The organism is Paenarthrobacter sp. 10N417 (assembly GCF_056394745.1).
The window spans coordinates 62574-79887 of record NZ_JBFTIL010000025.1; the positions used below are offsets into that span (position 1 = coordinate 62574).

The window sequence follows — 17314 nt, forward strand, 5'->3', positions numbered from 1 at the left end:
GGAAGCCGCTGACGTACATTTGGAGCATGACCACCGCCGCCAACATTCGCGAGTTCCTCATTTCGCGCCGGTCGAGGCTGACCCCGGCTGAAGCGGGATTGCCGGACTTCGGAGGTCGTCGTCGTGTGCCCGGGCTTCGCCGCGAAGAAGTCGCGCTGCTCGCAGGGATGAGCGTTGAGTATTACGTGCGGCTCGAACGGGGCAACGCGTCAGGAATTTCGGACGCAATCCTTGACGGCATCAGTCGTGCGCTCAAGCTCGACGACGCCGAGCACGCCCATTTGTATGATCTGGTTCGTGCCGCGAACAGGGGCGCGAGGACGCCGCAACGAAAGCCCGCGTCGCGCACCCGTCAGATCCGCCCCGGTACCCGGCAGCTACTGGACGCGATGACATTCCCTGCAATTATCCAGAATGGCCGGATGGACGTCGTCGCGAGCAACGCCCTGGGGCGTGCCCTCTTCTCCGAGATGTATGCAGAGCCCCGCGAGCCGGTGAATTTCGCGCGTTTCCTCTTCCTGAACCCCCGAGCCAAGTTGGCCTACCGGGAGTGGAACGATTCGTCGGAGCAGGTTGTCGCCCTGCTCCGCGCTGAATCAGGGCGCGTTCCGTCCGATCGCGCCCTCCGCAACCTCATTGAAGAGCTCATCAACGGCAGCAGCGAGTTCGCAGCGCTTTGGGAAGCCCACGACGTGCGGATCCACCTGGCCGGCAAGAAGCTCTTCCACCACCCCGATGTGGGCGACCTGGATCTCAGTTATGAGGCCATGCAACTGATGACGGATCCGGGCCTCCAATTAGTCGGTTTCACAGCCGAACCCGGCTCCGCCACTGACCACGCTCTCCGTCTGCTCGGGAGCCTGGTTGCGCGGCTCCCCGAGGAGATCGGGCTCGAGAGATAGAAGGCGCGTCCGGCGTGGATGGATCGACGTGGGAAACCCGCTGTTCCGTTGTTGCCCAACAACGGAGTAGCGGGTCAGCAACGGCGTTGTCCAGAGAATCGGTGGACGTGGTCAGCGCGTTGGTGCCGGGCCGGTTGATTCCCGGATAACCAGTCGGCAGGAGACCATTGTTTCCACACTCGTGTCGGTGGTGCCTTCTGTGCCGGCGGGTACGCCCTCGATCCTGTCCAGAAGTGTGGTCATGGCCGCGCGGCCGATCTCACGCAGCGGCAGGGCCATGGTGGTGAGGGCAGGGACCATGGTGTCGGCGATGCGTGATTCGTCGTCGTAACCCATCACCGAGAGATCGGTAGGGATGTTCAGGCCCAAACGGGCGGCAGCCAGGGCAACACCGATTGCCAGGCGGTCATTCGCGCACATGATGGCCGTGGGCCGCTCGGCCGGGGACACGCCGTCGAGCAGTTTCATGGCGCCGTGGAAACCGGCGTCGATATCCCAACCCGCCATGGTAATCCGGTCCGCACGAACCGACAGGCCAGCTGCGGCAAAGGCATCGCGGTAGCCCTCGACGCGCAGGGGAGCGGCCGGGGACTCCTCAGCGCCAGCGAGCAAGGCGATGTCCCGATGACCCAACGTCAGCAGGTGCTCCGTGGCCTCCCTGCCGCCGGTGACTTCGTCCGGGATGACGTGATGCAGCTGAGGCTTGGGGCTGCTGTCGTAGCAATTGGCCAGGACTGACGGGACGCGCAGCATGCCAGGGGGCACGTCGAGGGGCTTTAAACCCACGGTCACGTACATGAGCCCGTCCACTTGGCGGTCCAGGAGGGTTTCGATTGCGCTCGCATCCCGGGCGGTGTCGCGCTCGGTGTCCATGACGACAGTGACGAAGCCGCGACTGCGGGCGACGTCGTCCGCGCCACCGATGATGTTGCCGTCGAAGGGGCTGACCACAACTTCGTCGGAGAGTATGCCGATCACCCGCGATCGCTGATTCCGCAGGCTGAGCGCGATCGCGTTGGGGGAGTAGTTGAGTTCCTGCGCGGCCAGACGGATCCGGTCCTGGCTCTCCTTGGCCACGTTGCCGTCGCCGCGGCCATTGAGCACGAGCGAGACCGCGCTTCTGGACACTCCCGCCCTTTTGGCGACGTCCAGTGCAGTGGCCTTGCGGTTCATCGGGAGGTCCTTCCATCCGTCACTTCTCAGCAGTCTACCTAACGCGTGTGAGGACTGGTGCCGTCCCGGTTCAGGGAAGCGACACTTATGCTGGCAGCATGGCACGCACCGCTAAAGAGCGCATTGAAACCGACCCTGCTTCATCCGGCATTTTCCAAGCCCTTTTGGGTTCACTCTCCGGGTTGGAAGGCTGGGAATTACAAGAGAACGCCTCATCCTTCCACGTCACACATGGGCGCGCGTTTCTGGGGATCCATCCTCGTCGTGGCGGCATTCTGGTCAACATAGTTCTCGAGAGCGAGATCGAGTCAGACCGTGTTCACCGGGCTGAGCGCGTATCCAGTAACCGGTGGCACAACGAGGTCATATTGAAGGACGTCACTGAAATCGACGCAGAGTTCCTGAGCTGGGTTCGTGCGGCGTATGCGCTCACTGCCTAAGTCGTTGTTGCCAGGACATCAGGMGTTTATCGAGTAACCGAACTGGGAGTACAGCGATTGCATCATGTTGGCCATCTTGAAGCCGGCCACGATGAGGGACAACACCACCATGCCAATGAGCCCCCACACCGGCCCCATCCCACGGCCGGGAGCCACCTTCCGGACAATCACTGTGCGGCCGATGACGTACACGGCGGGGCTCAGGAAGCACCATGCCCAGTGGAAGGGACGGACGACGCCGGAACGCGCCAGCCGCCGATAGTCCAAGTAAGCCATCAGGACAGATACGCCATAAACAACGAGCCCTGACGCTTGGAGCAGGAAGTAGCCCGGCGTGTACATCGACATCGGGTCGAGGGTGGTGACGCCCTGCCTGGTGGTGATGGTTCGGAATTCGGGCTGCCAGGTAAGCACCAGCAGGAGCGACACCAGCGGCAGCAGCACCAAGGCCCAAATGAAGGGGTTGAGCACAGGCGTTTGGTTGCTGATCAGGACCCGCTGGAGCGGCATGAACTGCTGGCTGGCTGGTGCCAAATGCGGTGTCCACTGAAAACCGTCCCACCAGCGCATCTGCTGCGGGAAGGAAGGATCCGGGTACCAGCCGGCGGGCGTCGTGGAGCCGTTGGGTGCGTGCGTCATAATTCCCCTGAATTGAGTCGTGAATCAGAGGATAGCGCGGTTCCACGATTCCGTTCGGATGGCAACCCTGCCTTTAGCTGTCGTGGCGGTGTAAGCATGGAACATGACGTTCTTCGACGATCTTCCAGAGCCACCCCAACGTCCGCGCCAACCCCAGCCGCTCCGCCCCGGGTGGTCTGGTCCGCCGTCGGACGAGCTGCCTGGCGTGGTTCACATCGGGGAGTTCGTTCACAACAGCCGGCAGATGGTGATGGCCTTGAAACTGGTGGAGGTGTATTCCACGGGATGTGTTCTGGACCTCGTGTGGTCGGTTCGCCGTGGCGACGAGTCGGACAGGGAGTGGCGGGACGTCATGGATCGGTCCTTTAACCATCCGCGTTCAAGCCTCGATATCGGAACAGGTTTACAGGTCGGTGTCGCTTTCCCCGATGGTCGCAAGGCAGTAGCAGCCGTCCACGGGACGTCGATGTACGAAGGGACGGACGACGTCACCGGTCCCGTGCTGACTACGCTGGGTGGCGGTGGCGGTAGCAGTAATGATGAGGTCGTTCAGTCCACGGCGCACTACTGGTTGTGGCCCTTGCCGCTCGACGGCGATACGCAACTGGTGGCTCGGTGGGATGAGCTGGGTATGCCGGAAAGTTCCCTTACCTTGTCCGGTGAGCAGTTGAGCGATGCACTGGGCAAGATACGGAAATACTGGACGGAGTAAGAGTCGAGGGATCTGCGACCGACATGCCACGTGGTGTTGACGAGATCCGCTTCCGCTTTCGCCTCTATTGTTAAGCGCATAGTCTGCGTATCTAGGGGAGTGGTGGCAGTGGTCAAAGGACCCACAGTTTACGACGTTGCGGAACGGGCGGGGGTTTCGATTGCCACGGTGTCGTTTGCTTTCAGCCAGCCTCACAGGGTCAAGGATTCGACGAGGAATTCTGTCCTGGATGCTGCTCGGGCTCTCGGGTATGTGCCCAGCGCCAGCGCCCGCGGCCTTGCCAAGGGTCGAACGGGTGCCCTTGGGCTCTTTGCGTTCGACTTCCTCAATTTCCTGCCCGATGCCGAGGGTATGAAGAAGGACCGCGCCGCTGCTGTGGTGGCGCCTAATGATAATTGCCGCTTGTTTCCTGTCTGGGTTGACGAAGTCCAACGAGGCGTCCAGCTGGAGAGTTTTAGCCGGGGCTATGCACTGATGATCGGCGGCGGCAACAAGGCCAGCAGCGAGCGGGCGGTGACTGACATTGCGGGGCGCGTGGACGGCCTGATCATTTTTCCGCGCACCATACCCGCAGAAATGACACGACGCATTTCAGCCCGCATTCCCGTTCTTGAACTCTCTGAACCATCACACGATGACGGGCTTCACCGTGTGACGGTGGACAACTCTTCGGGCGTGCGGCAGCTGATGGAACACCTGCTGGGAGTTCACGGGTTCCGGAGGTTGATGTTCGTCAGCATCCCCAACGTAGAGACGGAGGCACGGTACGAGGCTTTTAGCGCTGCCATGGATGCCCACGGCTTGGATGTTCTCCCCGTGTTGGAAAGCAGGCCCGGAGCCAGTGCTGTGACTGCCGAGTTGATCGCGGACCTCCGGAGCTCCGGTTCCCTTCCCGAGGCTTTCGTGTGCGCCAACGATGAAGAAGCATTGGTGGTCATGGAGACACTTAAGGCTGCCGGCGTCGCCGTGCCGGCTGAGGTTGCTGTAACAGGTTTTGACGGTGTCGTCGCCGGGCGCCTGGTCAGCCCTACCTTGACTACGGTCCGCCAGCCCATGGAACTGATGGGCCGCACAGCAGTGGAGATCCTGGTGGATGCCATCTCCAGGCCCGATTCCCCACTGGTCGAGAGGCAGCTGCCGGTGCATCTCGTGGTTCGCGAAAGCTGCGGCTGCCCGAAAACGTAATCCCGCACGGAGTTTCTTCCGAAACTGTTGTCAAAGTCACAGTAATGCGCTTAGATTGAGTACATCCACCGATCTAAGCGCATTGAATCCCTTCTTTACTGGAGTCTAAGCGCATAAATCCGGTCTACATCTGGCGCTTTCAGGCGTCCGACTGAAGGGAACAATGATGATCCAAACCACTGCGGACACGCGCGTCCGAATGAGGAAAATCGCGGTGCTTGGCCTTGCCGCCGGGCTTTTGCTGACCGGCTGCGGACGCGATAACCCGGCTTCCAGCGGCACGGAGACCGGGAAGGCAATCGCGAGCGGTGCCGCCACCGGCACGATCAATTTATGGGCGCAGGGAGGCGAAGCGAAGTTGCTGCCTGAGCTGATGAAGGATTTCGAGGCTGAGAACCCCGGAGTGAAGGTAAACGTTACGGCCATCCCCTGGGATGCGGCCCACAACAAGTACCAGACGGCAATCGCCGGTGGAACAACTCCGGATCTTGCCCAGATGGGTACCACCTGGATGACCGATTTCAGTGATGCCTTCGATCCCAAGCCGGCCGAGCTTGATACGTCCGGGTTCTTCCCCAGCTCCGTCAAATCCACGGAGGTCGGCGGCGCTACCCTGGGCGTGCCGTGGTTCGTCGACACGCGGGTCCTGTATTACCGCAAGGACTTGGCTGCACAGGCCGGCTACCCGGAATTCCCTCAGACGTGGGACGGCCTGACTGCCATGGCGAAGGCCTTGAAGTCGCAGGATGGCGTGAAGTACCCACTTCAACTGCCGGTATCCGGTGCTGATTCCTTCCAGTCCATGCTTCCGTTCCTGTGGTCCAACGGTGCACAGTTCATCAGCGCGGACAACTCAAAGTGGACGTTCGACACCCCTGAGATTGTGGACGCGCTGAAGTACTACCAGAGCTTCTTCACCGACGAGCTTGCCAACAAGAACCCGGCAACCGGGGCGGGCGCCGGCGAAGCTGCCTTTGTCAACGGCGAAGCCCCGGTAATGATCATAGGACCCTCCGGCCTCGCGCAGCTCAATGCGGCCGGCGGTCCGGGCTTTGAAGACAAGTACATGGTGGCGCCCTTCCCCAAGAAGGTCAGCGGGACATCATTCATCGGCGGATCAGACATGGTGGTCTTCAAGGACGCCAAGAACCGGGACGGTGCCTGGAAGCTTGCACAGTGGCTGGCCAAGCCGGAAGTCCAGATCAAGTGGCACAAGGCATCGGGAAGCCTCCCGGCCCTGCAAAGCGCTTGGAAGGATCCCGCATTGGCTGATGACAAGAAGCTGGCCGTTTTCGGTGAACAGTTGAAGGACACCAACTTCCCTCCCACCATCTCCACCTGGACCCAGGTTTCCGCGGCGGCCGACACGCAGCTTGAACAGATCGTAAAGGCCGGCAAGGATCCCGCAGCGGCGATGAAGGACCTCCAGGCCGCGGCCGATTCAATCGGAACCGGGAAGTAACCATGACCGCCGCAACGGCCACGGGGCAGACCGGCCGGACCCCGTCCGCTGGCCTGCCCCGGACGCCGGAATACCGTAGTCCAGCCTCCAGACGCCGCAGGAAAACACTGGTCGCCTGGCTGTTCGCCCTGCCATTCGTCCTCATATTCGGTGTCTTCATGCTGATGCCGCTGCTGTCTTCATTCGTGATGTCCTTCACGGACTTCACCAGCAAGGACGTCAGGAACCCCTTCAGCGTCGGCTTCGTCGGCCTGGACCAATTCGCTGAGTTGTTCTCCAATCAGCAGTTCCTTCACTCGCTGCTCAACACGGGCTACTTCGTCGTCGTCGGAATCCCGTTGACCATGGCGGCGGGCCTGGCCCTGGCTGTGGCACTGAACAACGGCATTACACGGTTCCGCAGCGCCTTCAGGGTGGGCTTCTACACACCGGTGGTGACCAGCATCGTCGCCATCGCCGTCGTATGGCGGTTCATCCTGCAACCGGACGGGCTACTGAACCTCGTGCTGGGCTGGGTGGGCATCGCCGGGCCGGATTGGCTGAACAGCACCGAATGGTCCATGCCTGCGATGATCCTGATGGCGGTATGGCGGAACATGGGCACCCTGATGATCATCTTCCTGGCGGGGCTGCAGAACGTCCCCACCGAGATTCTTGAAGCGGCACAAGTGGACGGCGCCAACGCCTGGCAGAGATTCGCCAGGGTAACACTCCCTATCCTGCGCCCCACCCTGCTGCTGGGCGCCGTCCTGCTCTCGGTCGGGTTCCTGCAGTTCTTTGAGGAGCCTTTCGTGATGACCAAGGGTGGTCCCTTGGACTCCACGCTCTCGGTGAGCTACTTCACCTTCAACCAGTTCGGGTTCGGTAAGTATGGACTGGCCTCTGCCGCCAGCTACGTGCTGTTCATAGCCATTGCGCTGCTGAGCCTGATCCAATTCCGTACCCTCCGCTCCAAAGACTGAAGCGAGTAGACGATGACCAATACAAAAACCGCTCCTGCAGCGCCGGCCCGCCCGGCGCCCCGCAGGGCCGTCACGACGCGCAGGCAGCAGCCCGGCATCGGGAAACAGCCGTGGGTATACGGCGGGCTGATTCTTGCCGGAGCCGCAACCATATTGCCGTTTGTTTGGATGCTGTTGGGATCCTTCAAAACCCAGGGGGAACTCCTTCGCAGACCCGTCACATGGTGGCCCCAGGACCCCACCTTGGACAACTACGTGCGCTGGTTCACCGATCTGCACATAGACCGCTTCTTCATGAACAGCCTCATCGTTGCGGTCGTCACGGTCCTGGGAAATCTTCTGTTCTGTTCAATGGTGGGCTACGCCCTGGCCAAGATGGACTTCGCGGGAAAGAAGGTCCTGTTCCTGCTGGTGATGGTGACCCTCATGGTTCCGGGCGTTGTGACCTTCGTGCCCTTGTTTGTCATGGTCAGCAAGCTGGGCTTGGTCAACACCTACCCGGCGTTGATCCTGCCTTTCCTGGTCTCACCCCTGGGCGTTTTTCTTATGCGGCAGTTCATGATGGGGATCCCGGATTCGCTGATCGAGGCGGCAAGGATCGACGGGGCCGGTGAATTGCGGACCTTCACCAGGATCGTTATGCCGCTTTGCGGACCGCCGCTGGCCACATTGGGGATCCTTACCTTCCTCGGATCATGGAATAACTTCCTCTGGCCCCTGGTCGCTGCCCAGAGCGAGGACAAGTACACGCTGCCCGTCGCGTTGTCCCTGTTCTCGACCGGTGAAAGCGCGACAGATTACGGGCTGCTGCTGGCTGGCTCGGTGCTGGTCATCGCCCCCATCGTGGTGCTTTTCATTTGCCTGCAGCGATTCTTCATCCAAGGCGTAGCCGCGACCGGCATCAAATGAGCCCTTCACAGTCCTCCCGATACCCTCACTCACATCCAAGGAAGCAGCTATGACCATCCCCGCTGAATTGTGTAGGCCAAGCCGTGAAAAGCGCGCCCCGGGCGCAATGGCCAAATTTCGACGTCGGTCAGCAGCGGCGGTTGCCGCTACCGCGATCCTGGCCGCGTCCTCCGTTGGCAGCCCAGCAGTGGCAAAGGAGGAGCCACCGCAGGCGCGCGTGTGGCTCACCTCGGTGGACCAGTCGAAGCTCCTGGACGAGCAGGCGCCGGTACCATTCGGGTCCGCTGCCTCATCACTTCCGACGATCGTGATCGATCCCGAAACGACTTACCAGACCATGGACGGCTTTGGCGCCTCCATAACAGACTCCTCGGCCGCCGTGATCTCCGGGCTCAGTCCAGCCCAGCGGGAAGCGACCATGCGCAAGCTCTTCGACCCCCAAGCCGGGATCGGCGTTAGTTTCCTCCGCCAACCCGTGGGCTCCTCGGACTTCACGGCGGCGGCTGCGCATTACACCTACGACGACGTGCCTCTGGGTGAGACCGACTTCCCCATGGACAAGTTCAGCATCAAACACGACGAGGCGCAGATCCTGCCTCTTCTGCGCCAAGCCAAAAAACTGAACCCCGCCCTCAAGATCGTCGCAACCCCATGGAGCCCTCCGGCATGGATGAAAACTGGCGAGTCTCTCAACGGCGGGACTCTCAAAGCCGGCCAGCCCTACGCCGACGCTTACGCCAAATACCTCACCAAGTTCGTTACGGCATACGCGGACGCGGGCGTACCGATCGACTATCTGACCGTGCAGAACGAACCCCAGTTCCGGAAGCCGGATGGCTATCCCGGCACGGACATGCCGGTCGCTGACGAAGCCAGGGTGATCTCTGCCCTTGGGCCCATGCTCAAACGGGAGAGCCCTGCCACCAAGATCCTCGGCTACGACCACAACTGGGCTACACACCCGGATGATGTCGCCAACACACCCGCAGGCCAGGACCCGGAAACCGACTACGCCTCCCAACTGCTGTCAAGCAAGGCATCCAAATGGATCGCCGGGACTGCCTTCCACTGCTACTACGGAGACCCCAGCGCCCAGACGGAGCTGCACAACCAGTTTCCCAACAAGGACATCTGGTTCACCGAATGCTCCGGTTCGCACGGCGTCGATGACCCGCCAGCAAAGTTCTTCCGCGACACCCTCACTTGGCACGCCCGCACTGTGACTTTGGGCGTCACGCGTAACTGGGCCAAAACCGCAGTGAACTGGAACATTGCCCTGGACGAAAATGGCGGCCCGCACTTGGGTGGATGCAATACCTGCACCGGGCTGGTCACATCACATCCAGACGGAACCGTGACGACGAACGCCGAGTATTACACCATCGGTCACCTGTCGAAGTTCGTGAAGCCCGGCGCCGTAAGGATCGCCAGTACCTCGTTTGGCACGGCAGGGTGGAACGGTCAGATCATGGACGCCGCATTCCGAAACCCCGACGGCTCCACCGCCCTCGTAGTGCACAACGAAAACGACGAACCCCGCTCGTTCGCCGTATCGGTGGGCTCCCGCTCATTCGAATACACCCTGCCTGGAGGCGCATTGGCGACCTTCACCTGGCCGGCTTCCAAGGCACTCGAGGACGACCACGCACCGGTAGACATCACAGGCGCGACGGCGACCGCGACAAGTTCTGCAACGGACGCGCCCTTGGCCATCGACGGGGACGCTTCCACCCGCTGGTCAAGTGGCCAGGCGCAGTCGGCAGGCCAGAACCTCACCATCGACCTGGGCAAGGTAAAGAAGTTCAGCCGCGTCGCGGTGGACTCCGGAGGCAACCTCGGAGACTACGCCCGCAACTGGCGCCTCGAGACCTCGACCGATGGCACGAACTGGGCCCTCAAAGCAAGTGGGGCTGGCACGGCACAGCTAACGAACATCGACATTTCAGCGACCAACGCCCGCTATATACGCATCTCTTCCACAGGCGACTCCGGCAACTGGTGGAGCATCGCTGACGTGCGCCTGTACAGCTGAATTTCAGGGACCACCCTCACCGCGCTTGGTGGCAAGAGATCCCCTCTTGCCACCAAGCCCAACCTCCAAGGAAAGAAATGCCATATTCAATTCAGCTGTTCACCCTTCGCAAGGCGATGGAGGATGATCTCCCGGGTTCCATCCGCAGGGTCGCTGAGATCGGCTTCACCCAAGTGGAGCCCTACGACTTCGTGGACACAGCCAAGGAGCTCGGTGCTGCACTGGCCGAGCACGGCTTGTCGGCGCCTTCTGGCCATGCACCGCTGATGAGTCAGGATCAGGACAAAATCTTTGCGGCTGCGAAGGAACTGGGCATCACTACGGTGATCGACCCTTTCCTGCCGGCAGAGCATTGGCAAAAGGCCGAGGACATCCAGGCCACGGCTGAAAAGCTCAATGCCGCGGCGAAGAAGGGCGCCGCGTATGGAATTCGGGTGGGGTATCACAACCACGAGTGGGAACTGGAGTCGGTGATAGAGGGCAAGCCGGCGCTTGAGTATTTCGCCCGGCTGCTGGATCCGGAGGTTGTTCTGGAGGTGGATGTTTACTGGGCGGCCGTGGGAGGCCAGGATCCCGAAGCCCTCCTCCGGCGGCTCGGTGAGCGGGTGAAGTTCATCCATATCAAGGACGGCCCGATAACTGCCGACACCAAAGCACAGCAACCCGCTGGCCAGGGCCGGATCGCTGTCCTGGACGTCATTGCGGCAGCCAAGTCCCTCGAAGTGGGCGTCGTTGAGTTCGACGACTACGCAGGGGACATCTTCGAAGGCATCAGCCAGAGCTTGAGGTATCTGGAGAATGCAGCAGTAAACGCAGGAGAGCCGGCATGAACGGCCTAATCGCCACCGGCAACGGGCCGGTCGGGGTCGCCGTCATCGGCGCCGGCAACATCAGCAAACAGTACCTGGACAACCTCACAGGCTTCCCTGACCTGAAAGTCCACATCATTGCGGACCTGTTCGAGGATGCGGCCAAATCGCGGGCCACGGAGTACGGCATCCCCGAGTGGGGTGGGGTCGAAGCGGCGCTGAACCATCCCGACGTCGAAATCGTAGTGAACCTGACCATCCCGGCCGCGCATGTGGAAGTTGCGACTGCTGCGGTCCTGGCCGGAAAACACGTCTGGACCGAAAAGCCGTTTTCGTTGGACCGGGAATCTGGGCTTGGCCTGCTGAAGGCAGCCGACGCAGCAGGTATTCGTCTGGGTTGCGCGCCCGATACGTTCCTGGGCGCCGGGCTGCAGACGGCGCGGCGGGTTATTGAGCGCGGGGATATCGGAACGCCCCTCACGGCCATGACCACTTTCCAGACACCTGGCCCGGAATCCTGGCACCCCAACCCTGGCTTCCTGTTCCAGTACGGCGCCGGACCGCTGTTCGACATGGGCCCTTACTATCTCACCGCCCTCGTTCAGACCTTCGGGTCTGTCCGGCGAGTTGCTGCCCTCGGCTCAAAAGCCAAGGAGATGCGCGTGATCGGGTCCGGACCAAGGGCAGGGGAGGAGTTCGCCGTCGACGTACCCACGCACGTCTTCGCCATGGCCCAGTTCGACAACGGTGCGTCCTCCCACAGCGTCTTCAGCTTCGAATCACCACGTGAGCGGATGGGATTCGTGGAGATCACAGGGACGGAGGCCACCATTTCCCTTCCTGATCCCAACGAATTCGACGGTGACGTCCGTATCTGGAAGGCCGGGGACGAGGACTGGACCACGATTCCGGCTACCGGCCCTTCAGATGGCCGCGGTTTGGGAGTGCTGGACATGGCCCGTTCCATCCGCTCAGGCGTCCCACACCGGGCCACCGGGAACCTCGCCTACCACGTCCTGGACGCGATGGTCTCCATCAACGAATCAATCGAATCCGGCGCTTTCATCGACGTCGAAAGCTTTGCACCAGCCTCCGTTGCCCTCCCGGAGGACTGGGACCCGTCGGCCCAAACACTGTAGGAGACCGCCTTGAAATCCCCGAAACCAAGCTTCGAGCGGGAACAGAACCGTCCCTTGGGCGTGGCCATGATTGGTTACGCCTTCATGGGCAAGGTCCATTCAAATGCATGGCGGAACGTAGCAAGCTTTTTCGACGTCCCGGCCTTTGAGCAGAAGGTCCTGGTTGGCCGCGACGCCTCCCTGGTAGCCGAGGCCGCCGCCAAGTACGGTTGGACTGAGTCCGCCACCGACTGGCGGTCCGTCATTGAACGCGACGACATCCACATCGTCGATATCTGCGCCCCTGGCTGGATGCACGCTGAAATCGCCATCGCCGCACTGGAAGCCGGCAAGCATGTCCTCGTGGAGAAACCCCTGGCCAATACCTTGGCTGAAGCCGAAGCCATGACCGCAGCCGCCGGTATCGCTCGGGGAAAGGGCGTGCAGTCCATGATCGGGTTCAACTACCGTCGCGTTCCGGCCTTGGCGTTGGCCCGCGAACTGATCGCCGAGGGACGATTGGGTACAGTCCGTCACGTCCGCGCCGCATACCTCCAGGATTGGCTCGCCGACGCTAAATCACCCATGACCTGGCGTTTGCGGAAGGAAATGGCTGGTTCCGGGGCTTTGGGTGACATCGCCTCCCACGCAATCGACCAGGTGCTGTTCCTCACCGGTCAAACCATCACGGAGGTCACTGGCACGTTGCGGACCTTTGTCGCCGCGCGCCCCGGTCCCGACGGAATGGAGGAGGTGACGGTGGACGACGCTGTCTGGGCAACCCTTGGCCTCACAGGAAACGTCGGCGCCTCGATCGAAGCATCCCGGGTTGCCACAGGCAGGAAGAACAGCCTTCGAATCGAAGTTTTCGGCTCATCCGGATCATTGACCTTTGATCTCGAGAACCTGAACGAGCTCGGTTTCCTGGACGCGACCTCTCCCATCAGAGAGCAAGGCTTCCGACGGATCCTCGTCAACGAACCCGAACATCCCTACATGGGTGCGTGGTGGCCCCAAGGCCACATCATCGGCTGGGAACACACTTTTACCCACCAAATCCGGGACTTCCTCCTTGCCATTCGGGACGGAAACCAGCCCTCGCCATCATTCGAAGAGGGCCTCAACGTCCAGCACATCCTCGCTGCCGTGGAAGAGTCCGCGGCCGCCAAAAGCTCCCTGATCCAGTTGTCCACATAGCCCAATTGACGTGCCTTAGGCGTGAGGAGCCGCCGGTACAGTGGCAATATGCCCGCTCGCCTTCCTGATGTGCCGCCGCTCGAAGAACTCCTCGATAATGCCCACGTTGTTTCACTGCCCATGCGCGTGAAGTTCCGCGGCATCATGGAGCGGGAAACACTTCTCTTGAAAGGGCCTCTGGGTTGGGGTGAATTCTGCCCCTTTCCGGAATACGACGACGACGAATCCTCGCGTTGGCTCTCTGCCGCCTTGGAAGCAGGCTGGACTGGGTTCCCTCCAGTTCTTCGGGAGAGCATTCCCGTGAACGCCACCGTTCCCGCAGTCCCTGCGGAGCGTGTGCCGGAAGTACTTGCTCGGTTCGGCCGAGTGGATGCCGTCAAGATCAAAGTTGCTGAGCGTGGGCAATCTCTTGCCGACGACCTCGCAAGGGTCACCGCCGTGCGCGACGCCCTTCCCGACGCAGCCATCCGCGTCGATGCGAACGGGGGTTGGGATGTTGATCAGGCTGTAGAGGCATTGGGCAAACTGTCAGTTGTCGCACTTGAATATGCAGAGCAACCCGTGCCGGACATTGAGGGTCTGGCTGAGGTGCGCCGTCGCCTTGCCGCCGCGGGAACACCCGTCCTGATAGCCGCCGATGAAAGCGTCCGGAAAGAGGCCGACCCCCTTCGCGTTGCCAGGGCGGGGGCTGCAGACCTGATCGTCGTCAAGGTAGCGCCGCTCGGGGGAGTGGCACGCGCCCTGGACATCGTCGCCCAGGCCGGCCTTCCCGCCGTCGTCAGCTCCGCCCTGGATACCTCCATCGGAATCCGCGGCGGTCTGGCGCTCGCAGCCGCGCTGCCCTCGCTGCCATACGCCTGCGGGCTTGGCACCGTTTCGCTCTTCGCCTCGGACATCACACTGGATCCCTTGGTAGCCGACGACGGCGCCATCCGCCTTCGCGAGGCCGTCGCCGATCCTGGGCTGCTGGAGCACTATGCGGCTCCGGGGGAACGTCGGGACTGGTGGTTAGAGAGGCTCAGACGCGTACATTCGGCGCTCGCGTCCTCCCAAGAAGACCTGTTCACCGAAACTTAACCAGAGAGTCCTCTCGGATTCCGATTGCGCTGAAAGGCTCAGCGGGAACCTCGTACATTCTCTGGAAGGTCCCCTCATGTCTGATACCACTGGACGCACATTCCCACTGCTGCCCATGTTCGGCCACACCAAAGGCAAGCGCAGCGCGGTCACGTGCGCTCTCAAGTGCGACAACGCCTGTGCCGGCGATGTTTGCAACACCAGCTCCAACGGCTACTTCCGCGACATCGCCTCAACGGCCATGAGCCGCCGCGCCGCCCTGGGGCTTGGCGCCGCCGGTGCGCTCGCCGTCGTTCTTGGTAGTGCAGTGACTGGTGCCGACTCTGCGGTTGCCGATGCCGGCAACGGTTTGTCGGACGCAGCCAAGAAGGGCTTCGGGAAGTCCAAGCTCCAGTTCACGGCAATCAAGCCTGTTGACGCCGCTGTTGACGCTTTCACAGTTCCAGAGGGGTTCGACTGGAAGCCGATCATCCGCTGGGGTGACCCCCTTTTCGCCGATTCGCCGGCCTTCAACCTCAACGCGCAGACGGCTGCTGGCCAAGCACGCCAATTCGGCTACAACAACGACTACACGGACATCGTCCCGGTTCCCGGGTCCAAGGACCGCCGAGCCGTCTTGTTCACGAATCATGAATACACCAACGAGAACATCATGCTGCCGGCAGGTTTTGACGCCGCTGAAACCCGTGCCATTGGTCGAGCCGGTCACGGCCTGACGGTGGTGGAGTTGGAGCGCAAGAACAAGAACCAGCCCTGGAGCTACGTTCAGGGTGCACCCCTGAATCGGCGCTTCCTCACGGACACCGTCTATGAGCTGACCGGCGCTGCTGCAGGCACCAACCTGGTCAAGACAATCGATGACCCGGAGGGCCGCTGGATCAAGGGAACCTTGGGCAACTGCTCCGGCGGAACCACTCCGTGGGGAACCATCCTTTCCGGCGAAGAGAACTTCAACGGCTATTTTGCCGCCCCCGGCACCAGCGACAGCGACAAGCGCTACGGCATTTCTGCGAAGCCGACCACGCGTCAATGGGAACTGGACGAGCACCGCTTCGACACGCGCAACGCCGGCTACGCCAACGAGACCAACCGCTTCGGCTGGATCGTGGAAGTTGACCCGTTCGACCCCACCTCCACTCCGAAGAAGCACTCCGCCATGGGCCGCTTCAAGCATGAAGGCGCCAACGTGATTGTGGCTCCGTCGGGCCAGGTTGTGGCGTACATGGGTGACGACGAGCGCTTCGATTACCTCTACAAGTTCGTGTCCAAGGGCAAATACCAGCCCGGCGACTCAGCGGATGCCCGCAAGAACAACATGAGCCTGCTCTCCGAAGGTGACCTGTACGTTGCCCGCTTCACCGGTGACTCCCCGGCGGCAGAAATTGATGGCACTGGCAAGGTTCCTGCCGACGGCGCCTTCGATGGCACCGGCGAGTGGCTGCCCCTCGTAGTGGGTGGTGTCTCGGCGGTTCCCGGAATGTCTGTTGCTGAAGTCCTTGTCTACACCCGCCTTGCCGCTGACAAAGTGGGCCCAACCAAGATGGACCGCTGCGAAGACGTCCAGCCCAACCTGCTCACCGGCAAGGTTTACGTGGCCTGCACCAACAACTCGGACCGCGGCAAGGCCGGCAAGGAAGGCGCCACCGAGGTCAACCCCCGAACGCTGAACCGTGACGGCCACATCGTGGAAATCACTGAGGGCCCGGATCAGACTGGCACCAAGTTCAACTGGACCCTGCTGCTCGTGGCTGGCGACCCTGCCAAGAACACGTCCACGTACTTCTCCGGATTCCCGGCGAACAAGGTTTCCCCGATCTCCTGCCCGGACAACGTGGCCTTCGACTCCGTAGGCAACCTCTGGATCTCCACCGACGGTGCACCGTCCACCATCGGCTACGCAGACGGGCTGTTCAAGGTCACCCTCGAAGGCCCCGAACGCGGAAAGGTGGAGCAGTTCCTCGCAGTCCCGCGCGAAGCCGAGACCTGTGGCCCGATCGTCCACGACGAGGAGCGCAGCGTTTTCGTAGCGGTCCAGCACCCGGGCGAGGAAGGCACGTTCGCGGACCAGCACTCGTTCTTCCCAGATTACGTGGACGCTGGAGCCGCGCCTGCCGCCGGTACGGTGCGGGCGCCACGGCCGTCGATCGTCCAGGTTTTCCGCAAGTAACGTAGCCGACGAAGCGCTCCCTCGCCCGGGTCGACGGGTGGGGGAGCGCTTCTGTCTTCCCGATGCTCTCTCACATCCTGCGGCTTTTGGGCGGTTGTTCTTTCACTTCCTGCGGCTTTTGGACGGTTGTTCTTTCACTTCCTGCGGCTTTTCGGACGGATGTTCTTTCACTTCCTGCGGCTTTTGGGCGATCGTTCTTTCACTTCCCGCGGACTTTCGGGGATCGCTCTGTCACTTCCTGCGGCGTTTGGGCGATCGTTCTATCATTTCCTGCGGCCTTTAGGCGGTTGTTCTTTCACTTCCGACGGGCTCGGGCCGGTCCTTTTAGTGGCCCACGATGTGCGAGAGGATCCCGTGGAAGCCGGTTGGATGTGCGAGAGCATCTGCGCTCGTCAAGTTTTTGAGACAGTTCTCGTTGTTGTTGGTTAGGCGGCCAGGGGTTGCTGGGCGGTGGTGTGGTGGTTTGCGTGGGCTGTGGCGGGTGGGAGGCCGCCGGCGCGGCGGTTGGGTCGGCGGCGGTTGTACCAGCC

15 protein-coding genes are annotated in these 17314 nt (G+C 61.8%); 13 read left to right on the plus strand and 2 right to left on the minus strand.

Annotation, left to right across the window (positions count from 1 at the left end):
- The first annotated feature begins 26 nt into the window (after positions 1-26).
- On the plus strand, positions 27-902 hold the full coding sequence (locus tag AC1DCM_RS23175; RefSeq protein ID WP_477519872.1) for a helix-turn-helix domain-containing protein: 876 nt from the start codon (positions 27-29) through the stop codon (positions 900-902).
- 111 nt (positions 903-1013) lie between these two features.
- On the opposite strand, the gene AC1DCM_RS23180 is transcribed toward AC1DCM_RS23175, so the two are convergent.
- Entirely contained in the window at positions 1014-2075 is a 1062-nt protein-coding gene (locus AC1DCM_RS23180; protein ID WP_477519873.1) for a LacI family DNA-binding transcriptional regulator, read from the minus strand.
- Positions 2076-2173: 98 nt separating this feature from the next.
- Between AC1DCM_RS23180 and AC1DCM_RS23185 the strand changes: the two genes are divergently transcribed.
- Positions 2174-2515: a DUF5655 domain-containing protein gene (locus AC1DCM_RS23185; protein WP_442016510.1), complete on the plus strand. Its 342-nt coding sequence runs from the start codon at positions 2174-2176 to the stop codon at positions 2513-2515.
- 18 nt (positions 2516-2533) lie between these two features.
- Here the strand turns inward: AC1DCM_RS23185 and AC1DCM_RS23190 are convergent, their stop codons facing one another.
- The gene (locus AC1DCM_RS23190) at positions 2534-3154 is read right to left on the minus strand and encodes a DUF2510 domain-containing protein (protein WP_477519874.1); all 621 of its coding nucleotides are present in this window, start codon (positions 3152-3154) and stop codon (positions 2534-2536) included.
- A gap of 103 nt (positions 3155-3257) precedes the next feature.
- Here AC1DCM_RS23190 and AC1DCM_RS23195 point away from each other — a divergent pair, with 103 nt between their 5' ends.
- From AC1DCM_RS23195 to AC1DCM_RS23245, 11 genes are all read left to right on the plus strand, one after another.
- Entirely contained in the window at positions 3258-3866 is a 609-nt protein-coding gene (locus AC1DCM_RS23195; RefSeq protein ID WP_442016508.1) for a hypothetical protein, read from the plus strand.
- 102 nt (positions 3867-3968) lie between these two features.
- On the plus strand, positions 3969-5051 hold the full coding sequence (locus tag AC1DCM_RS23200; protein WP_442016507.1) for a LacI family DNA-binding transcriptional regulator: 1083 nt from the start codon (positions 3969-3971) through the stop codon (positions 5049-5051).
- Between the two features lie 163 nt (positions 5052-5214).
- Positions 5215-6513 carry a sugar ABC transporter substrate-binding protein gene (locus tag AC1DCM_RS23205; RefSeq protein WP_477519875.1) on the plus strand — a complete coding sequence of 433 codons (1299 nt, stop codon included), beginning with the start codon at positions 5215-5217 and terminating at the stop codon, positions 6511-6513.
- A 2-nt stretch (positions 6514-6515) separates the two neighbouring features.
- On the plus strand, positions 6516-7475 hold the full coding sequence (locus AC1DCM_RS23210) for a carbohydrate ABC transporter permease (protein WP_442016505.1): 960 nt from the start codon (positions 6516-6518) through the stop codon (positions 7473-7475).
- A 12-nt stretch (positions 7476-7487) separates the two neighbouring features.
- Positions 7488-8384, plus strand: a complete 897-nt coding sequence (locus AC1DCM_RS23215; protein WP_442016504.1) for a carbohydrate ABC transporter permease — start codon at positions 7488-7490, stop codon at positions 8382-8384.
- Positions 8385-8433: 49 nt separating this feature from the next.
- Complete coding sequence (locus tag AC1DCM_RS23220) at positions 8434-10416, plus strand: discoidin domain-containing protein (protein ID WP_442016503.1); 1983 nt, start codon at positions 8434-8436, stop codon at positions 10414-10416.
- A gap of 77 nt (positions 10417-10493) precedes the next feature.
- Entirely contained in the window at positions 10494-11246 is a 753-nt protein-coding gene (locus AC1DCM_RS23225; protein ID WP_442016502.1) for a sugar phosphate isomerase/epimerase family protein, read from the plus strand.
- Entirely contained in the window at positions 11243-12364 is a 1122-nt protein-coding gene (locus AC1DCM_RS23230; protein ID WP_442016501.1) for a Gfo/Idh/MocA family protein, read from the plus strand. The genes AC1DCM_RS23225 and AC1DCM_RS23230 overlap by 4 nt, the downstream gene beginning before the upstream one ends.
- Positions 12365-12430: 66 nt before the next feature.
- Positions 12431-13540 (plus strand): Gfo/Idh/MocA family protein, encoded by a 1110-nt coding sequence (locus AC1DCM_RS23235; protein ID WP_442016662.1) that lies wholly within the window; start codon positions 12431-12433, stop codon positions 13538-13540.
- Positions 13541-13588: 48 nt separating this feature from the next.
- The gene (locus tag AC1DCM_RS23240; protein WP_442016500.1) at positions 13589-14617 is read left to right on the plus strand and encodes an o-succinylbenzoate synthase; all 1029 of its coding nucleotides are present in this window, start codon (positions 13589-13591) and stop codon (positions 14615-14617) included.
- Between the two features lie 76 nt (positions 14618-14693).
- Complete coding sequence (locus AC1DCM_RS23245; protein ID WP_442016499.1) at positions 14694-16784, plus strand: PhoX family protein; 2091 nt, start codon at positions 14694-14696, stop codon at positions 16782-16784.
- Positions 16785-17314: the final 530 nt, after the last annotated feature.